The 11,741-nt window shown below is 49.5% G+C and carries 13 protein-coding genes; 11 read left to right on the forward strand and 2 right to left on the reverse strand.

Annotated features, from left to right (window positions below):
- Positions 1 to 63 precede the first annotated feature (63 nt).
- From J3L11_RS07175 to J3L11_RS07185, 3 genes are all read left to right on the forward strand, one after another.
- On the forward strand, positions 64 to 954 hold the full coding sequence (locus J3L11_RS07175; RefSeq protein WP_207570602.1) for a chemotaxis protein CheV: 891 nt from the start codon (positions 64 to 66) through the stop codon (positions 952 to 954).
- 124 nt (positions 955 to 1,078) lie between these two features.
- A complete protein-coding gene (gene sstT / locus J3L11_RS07180) occupies positions 1,079 to 2,305 on the forward strand; it encodes a serine/threonine transporter SstT (protein ID WP_207570603.1) in 1,227 nt (408 codons plus the stop codon).
- A 244-nt stretch (positions 2,306 to 2,549) separates the two neighbouring features.
- On the forward strand, positions 2,550 to 2,945 hold the full coding sequence (locus tag J3L11_RS07185) for a hypothetical protein (protein WP_189617428.1): 396 nt from the start codon (positions 2,550 to 2,552) through the stop codon (positions 2,943 to 2,945).
- A gap of 14 nt (positions 2,946 to 2,959) precedes the next feature.
- On the opposite strand, the gene J3L11_RS07190 is transcribed toward J3L11_RS07185, so the two are convergent.
- Positions 2,960 to 3,613 (reverse strand): RluA family pseudouridine synthase, encoded by a 654-nt coding sequence (locus J3L11_RS07190; RefSeq protein WP_207570604.1) that lies wholly within the window; start codon positions 3,611 to 3,613, stop codon positions 2,960 to 2,962.
- Between the two features lie 45 nt (positions 3,614 to 3,658).
- Entirely contained in the window at positions 3,659 to 4,255 is a 597-nt protein-coding gene (locus tag J3L11_RS07195) for an ACP phosphodiesterase (RefSeq protein WP_189617426.1), read from the reverse strand.
- 133 nt (positions 4,256 to 4,388) lie between these two features.
- Between J3L11_RS07195 and J3L11_RS07200 the strand changes: the two genes are divergently transcribed.
- The 8 genes from J3L11_RS07200 to J3L11_RS07235 all read left to right on the forward strand — a co-directional run bounded on the left by J3L11_RS07200 (position 4,389) and on the right by J3L11_RS07235 (position 11,666).
- Complete coding sequence (locus J3L11_RS07200; protein WP_207570605.1) at positions 4,389 to 4,550, forward strand: hypothetical protein; 162 nt, start codon at positions 4,389 to 4,391, stop codon at positions 4,548 to 4,550.
- Positions 4,551 to 4,608: 58 nt separating this feature from the next.
- A complete protein-coding gene (gene queA / locus J3L11_RS07205; RefSeq protein WP_207570606.1) occupies positions 4,609 to 5,646 on the forward strand; it encodes a tRNA preQ1(34) S-adenosylmethionine ribosyltransferase-isomerase QueA in 1,038 nt (345 codons plus the stop codon).
- 139 nt (positions 5,647 to 5,785) lie between these two features.
- On the forward strand, positions 5,786 to 6,910 hold the full coding sequence (tgt, locus tag J3L11_RS07210) for a tRNA guanosine(34) transglycosylase Tgt (RefSeq protein WP_133038662.1): 1,125 nt from the start codon (positions 5,786 to 5,788) through the stop codon (positions 6,908 to 6,910).
- 27 nt (positions 6,911 to 6,937) lie between these two features.
- Entirely contained in the window at positions 6,938 to 7,273 is a 336-nt protein-coding gene (gene yajC / locus J3L11_RS07215; protein WP_133038663.1) for a preprotein translocase subunit YajC, read from the forward strand.
- A 17-nt stretch (positions 7,274 to 7,290) separates the two neighbouring features.
- Entirely contained in the window at positions 7,291 to 9,144 is a 1,854-nt protein-coding gene (secD, locus tag J3L11_RS07220) for a protein translocase subunit SecD (RefSeq protein WP_207570607.1), read from the forward strand.
- 12 nt (positions 9,145 to 9,156) lie between these two features.
- Complete coding sequence (gene secF, locus J3L11_RS07225) at positions 9,157 to 10,104, forward strand: protein translocase subunit SecF (RefSeq protein ID WP_133038665.1); 948 nt, start codon at positions 9,157 to 9,159, stop codon at positions 10,102 to 10,104.
- Between the two features lie 249 nt (positions 10,105 to 10,353).
- Positions 10,354 to 10,671, forward strand: a complete 318-nt coding sequence (locus tag J3L11_RS07230; RefSeq protein ID WP_133038666.1) for a DUF2007 domain-containing protein — start codon at positions 10,354 to 10,356, stop codon at positions 10,669 to 10,671.
- Positions 10,672 to 10,751: 80 nt separating this feature from the next.
- On the forward strand, positions 10,752 to 11,666 hold the full coding sequence (locus J3L11_RS07235; protein ID WP_207570608.1) for a siroheme synthase: 915 nt from the start codon (positions 10,752 to 10,754) through the stop codon (positions 11,664 to 11,666).
- Positions 11,667 to 11,741: the final 75 nt, after the last annotated feature.

The raw sequence follows: 11,741 nt of genomic DNA on the forward strand, positions 1-11,741 counted from the left end.
TGTTTTTAGGGGCTGTGTTATGCTAAAACGCAATAATCACCGTCTTTCATTTCCGGAGAACACATGAAAAGCAAGGCCAACCAGTCGCAGGGGCTGCTGCTATTCCGCTTGTCTCAGCGTCAGTTATTTGCCATGGGAACCTTGAAAATTCGTGAGCTAGTTCCATTCCAACCGCTGAGTCAGCTTCCTAATGCCCATGCGTGCGTGGTGGGGGCCGCGGCTATCCGTGGGCATACGATCCCTGTGGTGGATATGGCGGCGGCCGTGGGATATGCCCCGATCAGCAAAGAGGAAATGGCGTCATCGTTTATCATTATCACCGACTGCCAGCGAATGGTGATAGGTTTCTTGGTGCGTGGCATTGAGAAAATAGTTGAGTGTAATTGGCGAGATATTGAATCACCGCCATCTAATCTTGGGAAAAACGCGTTTCTCACAGGCGTCACCCGCTATGACAACCAGTTGATCCAACTGCTGGATCTGGAATTGCTATTGTCAAAAATCTTCCCGCTGGCATCACAGAATCTCGCCGGGGTGACAGACATTCAGCGTGAACAGTTACGGCCGTTACGTATTTTATTGGTAGATGATTCTAAGGTGGCGCGTAAGCAACTGTGCGATGCACTGGACAATCTCAATATCCCCTATGATGTCACCTCCAACGGTAAAGAAGCCTTGACCATTATGGAACAGGGGGCGGCAGATAAACGACCGGTGGATATTCTGGTGAGTGACATCGAAATGCCGGGACTCGACGGCTATGAGCTGGCATTTGAAGTGCGCGATAATCCGCAGTTGCGCCATGCCTACATTATTTTACACACTTCTCTTTCGAGCGAGATCAGTGTCAGTCAGGCACATCAGGTGGGGGCAAACGAAGCGCTGACCAAATTTGATGCCCGTGAGTTGGTGGAGGCCATGTTACGTGGGGCTAAATTACTGACAGAAAGCTAACTTATCGTTATTTGCTCTGAATTGGCGTTTTTGCCGTGTGATGGCTGGACAAGCCGAGACATCTCCGTTAAAAACGTAGCTGCAATGGCATCGGCCATCATGAATAATAACGACAGGTTAAATAATGAACCCTTCCTCCTCTGTTCTTAAACGGCTACTGCAGGGTAGCTTGGTATTGCAAATTTTTATCGGTATTGTGGCGGGCATTGTGCTTGCTGTTATGGCGCCTCAGTGGGCTCAAAGTATCGCTTTCCTTGGTGACTTGTTTGTTGGGGCGTTGAAAGCCATCGCGCCGATCCTGGTGTTTGTGTTGGTTGCGGCGTCACTTGCTAATCAGAAAAAAAATACCCAAACGAATATGCGCCCGGTGGTGATCCTCTATTTGGTGGGAACCTTCGCGGCGGCACTGACCGCCGTTGCTGCCAGCTTTATGTTTCCCTCCACACTGGAATTACAACTGTCGCAGCAGCAACTGACACCGCCACAGGATATCGGAGAGGTGTTGCATACGCTGCTGTTTCGCTTGATCGATAATCCGGTCAACGCGCTGATGACAGGTAATTATATCGGTATCTTGGTCTGGGCTATCGGACTCGGTCTGGCACTGCGCCACGGCACTGATGCCAGTAAGCAGGTGTTCTGGGACATCGCCCATAGCATCTCGCAGATGGTGCGTTTTGTTATCCGTTTGGCACCGTTCGGGGTCTTTGGATTGGTGGCCGTTGCGGTTGCCGAAACTGGCTTTGGTGTGCTTGCCGGTTATGCACATCTGTTAGCGGTACTGTTGGGTGCCATGCTGTTTATTGCCTTGGTGATCAACCCGCTGTTGGTGTATTACAAAATCCGTCGCAATCCGTACCCCTTGGTGCTCACCTGTTTGCGCGAAAGTGGTGTCACTGCATTTTTCACCCGTTCCAGCGCCGCCAATATTCCGGTAAATATGGCACTTTGTGAGAAGTTGCAACTGCATGAGGACACCTATTCAGTGTCAATCCCATTAGGCGCTACGGTCAATATGGGCGGTGCGGCGATCACCATTACAGTACTGACGTTAGCGGCGGTGAATACCTTGGGTATTCCGGTAGATATGCCGACAGCGATACTGTTGAGTATTATCGCATCAGTTTCGGCCTGTGGTGCCTCTGGGGTGGCGGGAGGGTCGTTATTATTGATACCCCTAGCATGCAGTTTATTTGGGATTGATAACAGTACTGCGATGCAGGTAGTTGCCGTGGGGATGATTATTGGCGTGGTCCAGGATTCGGCGGAGACTGCGTTGAATTCCTCCACCGATGTGGTATTTACTGCGGCGGCGTGCATGGGGGCTGAACGGGAACCACAGCGTCGCTAACAGTGCATAATCTCTCTTTCCAAGGCAGCCATCTGGCTGCCTTTATTTTATGTTTCAGGAAGCTGTGAGCCACTTCACCAACTGCTGAAATAAACAACTGAGTGTGATTTTTATCACACTTTTGCTGGTGCAATAGGTTACACTGCGCACGCATCAGAGATTTTTTACTAACTACTTGGTTTGTAAATAGTTTGATCTTGTTTTTACGTTTTAATTACTTTTTGCATTTGGGGGCAAAAGTATTATGGGTTTACTGCTGGATCTCCAGAATAAAGTACCTTTGCAACTGCAAGGACTGAGTAAACTTTCCGGCCTTTCCGCTTTGGAAAAACGCCGTAGATTACAACAAGTCCATCACGGTGAGCACCAGTTTATTGGGTGTTGGCGCGATCAGCGGCAGCATCTTAATGATGAAATACAACTGTTTCGCGATAACGGTAAATGGTTTATGGCAACCTGGTTTAGTGATGGTTGTCACAGCCTCGATGAAATGACAGCAACGGAGACTGCAGAAGGCCTGCGTCTGGAAGAGACCGAAGGCAATCTCTTTGGTGACTATTTGTTGCTACAGGGAAGCGATTCGCTGGTATTTTGCAGCGATAATGGCAGTCGCTACCAGGCTGAAAAGCTCAGTGCTTAACGCTTAAGGCCGATTTAGAAACCGGCCATGCTGACAAAGTGCATCTCTTTGCCAGACCAAGGGTGATTGAATATCAAACTGGCGGCATGCAAGCACAGGCGTGGCCGAGCTTTTTGTACCTGTTCATCACCATAAAAATCATCCCCAAGAATGGGATGACCTAAGGCTAACATATGGACTCTGAGCTGGTGTGTTCGTCCAGTCTCTGGCTGTAAGGTCACCAAAGTCGAGTGGGCTCGACGTTCCAACACTCGATAATGAGTTATCGCTTTACGGCCCTCTTCGTTGACTTGTTGCAGTGGTGGATGTTGTTTGTCTGCTGCCAACGGCAAATCTACCGTTCCCTCATCGTTTTCCAAAATGCCACTGATTTCGGCGATATAGAGTTTATCGTTGCGATGTTCCTGAAACTGGGTTTTCAGATTGGATTCGGCTTTTTTACTGCGCGCAAATACCATGATCCCCGAGGTTGCACAATCGAGACGGTGTACCAGCAATGTTTCTGGATATAACTGTTGCAGGCGGGTGAGGGCGCAATCATGGGTCTCTGCGGCCATTCCCGGATTGGAAAGTAAGCCAACAGGTTTATTGATGACAATAATGTCACGATCACGATAACGGATATCCAGCCAAGGCAATGTGGGTGGCTGGTAGTGGAACTTTTGCATAAAGCCTCCTTGAACGGGTGGGCATTCTACCAAAAACTACACAGTTCAGGACAGGTATTGTTCTGGCGTTTTGCGAGCCAGCATCCGGCTATAAGCCATCAGTTGTGGATACAGGGTACGAAACGCAATTTCGACTTCAGTATCCAACTGCTTGAGGACCTTGGCGGCACCTTGAAACAGCTGCGGTTGTGATACTCGGCGGCTGACACCTTGTAAGGCGGCTTCCAGCCCTGAACGTTCCGCATAGGAATACAACCAGTTGTCCTGTTTCATCATCGGCACTAGGCGTTGCAGCCGTTCAGGTAATTGGGCTGTCAGTTCCAGCTGTTGATACGCATGAGCGCAAAAGCTGGCTAAGGTTTGATGATGATATTCCTCCCAATAGCGTGCCAGCATATGATCAAATGCCAGATCCATCAGCACTGGTGCCACGCGCTGTAGTGTTTTGGGAAATTGTCGGCGCAGATCGCGTGTCAGTTCGTGTTCATCGGTGATACGGTCAATCTGGCGGTGCAACCAAATCCCTTGTTGCAGGTGTTGCGGGTGATCGGCAATGCTGCCTTTGGCAAAGTCTCCCGCTAGATTACCAGCTAGAGAGGTTCCGCTAATATCTGCCAAGTGCAGATGGGCCAAAAAGTTCATAATTTGTACTTGCGGGTTTTCATCATCGGACTATTATGTCGCACCAGAGTATGAAAAGCATCACAGATGCTGGTGTGCGTATCTGGTATGGTGCGCGCTTATTTGTCAGGACTGTTGGTTTTAAGGATCAAGGATGATGTGGAACTGGATCGGCAAATTTATCGGTAAAACCCCTCAACCTCAACGTAAACGGGTGCAAGTTGATATCCCGTTTGAACAAATTTTGTCCAATCAGCCAATGATGGATGAACATAAGCAAGAGGAGATGCCAGAGTCGGAATCCAAGGATTCTTGATCTTGTCCCGACCAGCCCCTAGACTAGCGGCCGTTTTTCGCTATGCAGAGGCTTCCCAATGCGAGTTGCAGATTTCGCTTTCGATCTTCCTGAAGAGTTGATTGCTAAGTTCCCTATGCCAGAACGCAGTGCATCCAGATTATTGCATCTGGACGGCAATAATGGTGCACTCAATGACCTTCATTTTACTGATATCCTTGATTTAGTTGAAGAAGGCGATTTAATGGTATTCAACAATACCCGTGTAGTGCCTGCGCGGGTATACGGCCATAAAGCCAGCGGCGGCAAACTGGAAATTCTGTTGGAACGCATGCTGGATGATAAACGCATGTTGGCGCACGTGCGCAGTTCCAAGTCTCCTAAGCCGGGTTCTGAAATCGAGCTGGATGGCGGCTATTTGTTGAAAATGCTGGCTCGCCATGATGCCTTATTTGAGCTGGAATTGCAGGGGGATGACACCATATTGTCGATGCTGGAAGCGGTTGGACACATGCCCTTACCCCCTTATATTGACCGACCAGACGAAGATGCAGATAAAGAACGCTACCAGACGGTTTATAGTAAAACGCCTGGTGCGGTGGCTGCGCCTACCGCCGGGTTGCACTTTGATCAAGCATTACTGCAAAAATTGGCAGCTAAAGGCATCAAGCAAGCGTTTGTGACACTGCATGTAGGCGCGGGCACTTTCCAACCAGTGCGCGTTGATGATGTGCAGAAACACCATATGCACTCAGAGTGGGCCAATGTTCCTGCCGATGTCGTAGCGGCCATCAGAGCCACTAAAGCGGCCGGTAAACGGGTGATTGCGGTGGGAACGACTTCTGTCCGTTCACTAGAGAGCGCCGCTAAGTTCAATGGCGGCGACATTCAGCCATTTTGTGGTGATACTGACATTTTTATCTATCCCGGTTTTGAGTTCAAAGTGGTTGACGCTATGGTGACCAATTTCCATTTACCGGAATCCACCCTGATTATGCTGGTCAGTGCTTTTGCGGGCTTTGAGCATGTGATGCCGGCATACCAACATGCTGTGGCACAGAAATATCGTTTCTTCAGTTACGGTGATGCCATGTTTGTGACCAAAAAAGTAAACTAAGCATTGGGCTTACGGTATACTGCCAAGCTAACTGTAACAGGTAATGGGCAAGGGGACGCATCGCGTTACCGCTTGCCTTCTTTATTTAAGGGGCCACTGGCCATAGCAAAGTCGGACTGTTTCTCTGACGAGGTAATAAATGAAATTTGAACTGGATACCACTGACGGCCGAGCGCGCCGTGGACGTTTGATTTTTGAACGTGGCACTGTAGAAACGCCAGCGTTTATGCCGGTGGGCACCTACGGGACGGTCAAGGGGATGACCCCTGAAGAAGTCCGCGCAACCGGTGCCGATATTCTGCTGGGAAATACCTTCCATTTGTGGCTGCGTCCTGGCGAAGCGATCATGCGTAAGCATGGCGATTTGCACGACTTTATGAACTGGCCACGACCGATCCTGACCGACTCCGGCGGCTTTCAGGTATTTAGTCTTGGCGATATTCGCAAAATTACCGAAGAGGGCGTGCATTTTCGCTCACCCATCAATGGCGAAAAAATCTTCCTTGACCCTGAAAAGTCGATGCAAATTCAGCATGCGCTTGGGTCTGATATCGTCATGATATTTGATGAGTGCACGCCCTATCCGGCGACACCCGATGAAGCACGTAAGTCGATGGAGATGTCGTTGCGTTGGGCTAAGCGTTCCCGCGAAGAATTTGATCGCTTACAAAACCCCAACTCACTGTTTGGGATTATTCAAGGCAGTATCTACGAAACTTTGCGTGATGAGAGTTTAAAAGGGCTGGTGGACATCGGCTTTGATGGCTATGCCATTGGCGGTCTGGCAGTCGGTGAGCCTAAAGCCGATATGCACCGCATTCTGGAACACATTTGTCCACAAATCCCAGCTGATAAACCCCGTTATTTGATGGGGGTGGGCAAACCGGAAGATTTGGTGGAAGGTGTGCGCCGCGGTGTCGATATGTTTGATTGTGTGATGCCCACCCGTAACGCACGCAATGGACATCTGTTTACGAGCGATGGCGTGATAAAAATTCGTAATGCGCGTCACAGGGATGACACATCACCATTGGATCCTGAGTGCGATTGTTATACATGCAAGCATTACTCACGGGCTTATTTGCACCATCTTGACCGTTGCAATGAGATGCTCGGTGCCCGCCTCAATACCATTCACAATCTGCGTTATTACCAAAGATTGATGGAAGGTTTGCGTGGCGCTATCGAGACAGGTACATTAGACGCCTTTGTAAGGGAATTCTATAGCCGTCAGGGGCGCGAAGTCCCTGAAGCAATTGATTGAATCCACTGTTAATAAGAAGAGAGAACTATGTTTATTTCAAATGCTTACGCGAGTGCAGCCGGTGGCGCACCTCAGTCTGGCGGCACCATGGAACTGGTGTTTATGCTGGCGATTTTTGCACTGATCTTCTATTTCATGATTTTCCGTCCGCAGTCAAAGCGTGTGAAAGAGCACAAAAATCTGATGGCCTCTCTGGGCAAAGGCGATGAAGTGCTGACCAGTGGTGGTTTAGTTGGCAAGATTGCCAAGATTGCCGATGACAATGATTACGTGCTCATTAGTCTTAATGACGACACTCAAATCACCATTAAAAAAGACTATATTGCGGCGGTATTGCCTAAAGGCTCTATGCAGTCGCTGTAAGCCAAGGGAGCTGAGGCGTGTTAAATAAGTATCCTATGTGGAAGAACCTGCTGGTGATTGTGATTATCGCCGTGGGGGCTTTCTATGCTGTGCCTAACCTCTTTGGTGAGGATCATGCGGTGCAGGTGGTGGGAACGCGCGGTACTGCCGTGACGCCTGCCACTGAAACTCAAGTCGAACAACTGTTGCTCAGTAAAGGTATTAAGATCAAGCGCTCAGAACTGGAAAACGGCCAGTTACTGGTGCGGGTCAACAGTGCTGAAGATCAACTGTTGGCGAAGGAAGCGATAGCTTCTACGCTGGGTGAAAACTTTTCGGTAGCCCTTAACTTAGCCCCTGCAACGCCAGCGTGGCTGGAGAAACTTGGCGCTAATCCAATGAAACTCGGTCTCGACCTGCGTGGCGGTGTGCACTTCCTGATGGAAGTGGATATGAGCGAAGCCATTCGCAAGATGGAAGACGCTAAAGTGGCGGATTTCCGTAGCCAACTGCGCGAACAGAGTATTCGTTACGCCGGAGCCAAAGCGACTCCGAAGGGTATTGAAGTACGTTTCCGTGATGCCGAAACATTGGCAAAAGCGGAACAATACCTGAAAACCCATTCCAACAATGAAATGGTGTTTACTGATACCACTGACGGTGACAACTTTGTGCTGTTAGCGACGATGAGTGAACATTACCTGCGACAGATCAAAGAAGATGCACTGACCCAGAACATCACCACTATCCGTAACCGTGTTAACGAGTTAGGGGTGGCTGAACCTGTGGTTCAGCGTCAGGGCGCTGAGCGCATCATTGTTGAATTGCCAGGGGTGCAAGATACCGCACGTGCTAAGGAAATTCTCGGAGCAACCGCTTCTATTGAATTCCACATGGTGGATCAAAAAACTGATTTGGCGGCCGCTAAAGCCGGGCGTATTCCTGCGGGTTCTGAAGTTTACAAACGTCGTGAAGGTGGGGAAGTTGTCCTGTACAAAGATGTGATGCTGACAGGTGATCATATCACCGGTGCTCAACCTTCATTTGACCAGTACAGTCGGCCTCAAGTGAGCATCAATCTGGATGCCAAAGGCGGCAGCATTTTCTCTGATGTGACCAAAGACAACATCGGGAAGCCGATGGCGACACTGTTCATTGAGTATAAGGATAGCGGTGAGCGTAATCCTGATGGCTCAGTGAAAATGAACAAAGTCGAGGAAGTGATTTCAGTCGCCACCATTCAGGCGCGCCTGGGACGCAACTTTGTGATTACCGGACTGACACATGGTGAAGCACAGAATCTGGCGTTGCTGCTGCGCGCTGGCGCCTTGATTGCGCCAGTGTCCATCGTAGAAGAACGTACAATTGGTCCAAGCCTAGGCGCCGAGAACATTCAGAATGGTCTACAGGCGATGATTTGGGGCATGGTGGTGGTGCTGTTGTTCATGATGGTTTACTACCGCGCATTTGGGGTGATAGCCAACCTAGCGTTGACTGCTAACCTGGTGATGGTGGTGGGCGTGATGTCGATGATCCCTGGTGCTGTGCTAACGTTGCCAGGTATCGCCGGTATGGTGTTGACAGTCGGTATGGCGGTAGACGGTAACGTGCTGATTAACGAGCGTATTCGTGAAGAATTACGCGCAGGTCGCTCTATTCAGCAGGCGATTCATGAAGGTTATGGTAATGCGTTTTCGACGATTGCTGACGCGAACATTACGACCTTCATTACAGCCTTGATCCTGTTTGCCGTAGGCACTGGTGCCATCAAGGGCTTTGCAGTGACGCTGATGATAGGTATCGCCACCTCCATGTTTACCGCGATTGTGGGTACTCGTGCGATTGTGAATGCCCTGTGGGGCGGTAAGCGCCTGAAAAAGCTGTCTATATAGGAGATCGTGGACATGTTGCAGATTTTATCTTTTAAAGGCTCAGTCAACTTTCTCCGTCATGCATTACCTATCAGTATCATGTCATTGATCCTGGTGGTGCTGTCGTTGGTGTCGCTGGCGACCAAGGGCATTAACTGGGGCTTGGATTTTACTGGTGGTACGTCAATTCAGCTGACGTTTAGTCAGCCTGCTGATCTGAATTTACTGCGTGACAAATTGGATAATGAAATCATTTCTGGTGCAGTGGTGCAGAACTTTGGTTCCAGCCGCGATGTCGTAGTGCGGTTGCAGACTAAGGAAGGCGTCAAGAGTGATGATCAAGTAAAACTGGTGATAGGTGCTGCTAAGGCGCAGGATCCGCAAGTGGTGCAGAAGAGTGTCGAATTTGTTGGCCCTCAGGTAGGTAAGGAGCTAGCAGAACAGGGGGCACTGGCGGTGCTGGTGGCTCTTATCTGTATCCTGCTTTATGTCACTTTTCGTTTCGAATGGCGGTTGTCGGTGGGCGCGGTGGCAGCACTGGCGCACGACGTGACTGTAACACTGGGGCTGTTCTCATTCCTACAGTTAGAATTTGACCTAACAGTATTGGCCGGGGTGTTGACCGTGGTCGGTTACTCGTTGAACGACACTATTGTGGTGTTTGACCGTATCCGTGAAAACTTCCTGAAAATGCGTAAGGCAACACCGACTGAGGTGGTAAATACTTCCATCACTCAGACCATGAGTCGTACCATCATTACCACCGGAACGACCATTATTACGGTAATTGCGTTGTTCTTGAAAGGCGGTACGCTGATCCATGGTTTTGCAACTTCATTGCTGATGGGGATTACCGTGGGTACTTATTCCTCTATCTATGTGGCGAGTTTCCTTGCAATCAAGCTAGGCATTTGCCGCGAACATATGATGCCGGTTCAGGTCGAGAAAGAAGGCGCCGATCAGCCCTCTATCATGCCTTAATCAAGCCCATAGCTAAATTGGAAAGAGCCACTCTATCGGGTGGCTCTTTTTATTGTACATCTGTCGGGGCTGCTGTGTTCGACCCAAAATGTTGATGAAAAGTAAATTTTTACTGAGTACCGCTCGACAGCCGCTTTATCAGGCAGTAGCATGTCGCTTGACAAAATTTGAACAGCTTAATTTTTGTCCATCCGATTTATTCCTGATTTTTCTTTACCTGATGGGTAGAGTCTAGCGGTAGGAAGTCACATGGAAGAACGTAAAATACTAGTTGCTGGCGGAAATTTGCTTCAGGCTCATACATGGAAAGGTATGCTGGAGGCCTGTGGTATAACCGTGGAGTTACGTGGTGAAGCGCTGATGGGCGGTGTTGGCGAGTTACCGGTTGATATGCAGACGGTAGAGCTGTGGATCCCGGAGTCACAACAGGAGCAGGCTCAGTCACAGTTAGCGACGTTAAATGCCGATCTGCCGCAATGGCAATGTTTGCAATGTCACGAATTTAATGACGCCAGTTTCGAACTGTGTTGGAATTGCAGTGCCGAACGCAGTGAGTGTCACAACTGACCTGAATACTGCGATCCGGTGACATCTGTCAGTTTTATGCTGACAGATAACGTCTAACGTCAGCTTTGGAATCCGGACCGATGCGCTATTTCCCGCTATTTGTCGATACTTCGAATCTATCTGTGTTACTGGTTGGTGCCGGTGAAGTCGCCAGTCGCAAGCTGGATCTGTTGGCTCGTTCTGAGGCCGACATTCAGGTGATTGCACCCAACGTGTGTGAGGATGTTGCCGAATATGCCGAAAGTGGCCGTATCACACTGTCCTGTCGTACCGTCACTACAGCCGATCTGCAACAAGCTGATCTGGTGTACATTGCCACTGCCGATAGGTTGTTGAACCAACAGTTAGCCGAGTTGGCCCGAGCAGAAGGGGCGATGGTCAATGTGGTAGATGATCCTGACAACTGCGACTTTATCACGCCTTCACTGGTGGATCGGGGCCGACTCATCGTAGCGGTGAGTACCAATGGTGCCGCGCCGGTATTTGCTAAGGATATCCGTGGCAAACTAGAAGTATTGTTACCGCCATCGTTGGCACCACTGATGGACTTTATTGCCGATAAACGCGCAGATGTTCAGCAACAGTTGCCAACTCCTCACCAGCGCCGACGTTTCTGGGAGCGCTTTTTGCAAATCAATGGTGAGCGTTTTGACGGTCTCACCCGCACTCGATATCAGCAATGTTTTACTGAAATTGATAGCCACGGCGAATTGCTATTACTGCAGCACGATGTGGACTCTCAGTTATTACCGATTGCGGCAATACCTTGGTTGCAAAGGGTGGATCTGGTGGCAATGGATGGCGTAGAGGCACCTGAACTTCTGGAATTGGTGCGCCGAGATGCTTCACGAGTTTATACGCCGCTCGCTGACAGTGATTTACTGACAAACTGGGAATTAGGGCAATGGTTATTGCGGATTACGGATGCAGCAGAAATTCAGCGTCTGAAAGCTGCTTTTCCGTTTGCGAAACACCTGCAGCCCGGCGCTATTTGATATGCACAGATTTGTCTCTGCAATAATAAAAGAGCCAGTCCTAAAGGACTGGCTCTTTGGTCTTCATGTTGCGTT

The sequence above is a fragment of the Shewanella sp. 4t3-1-2LB genome, assembly GCF_017368415.1.
GTDB classification, from domain to species: Bacteria; Pseudomonadota; Gammaproteobacteria; order Enterobacterales; family Shewanellaceae; genus Shewanella; species Shewanella fodinae.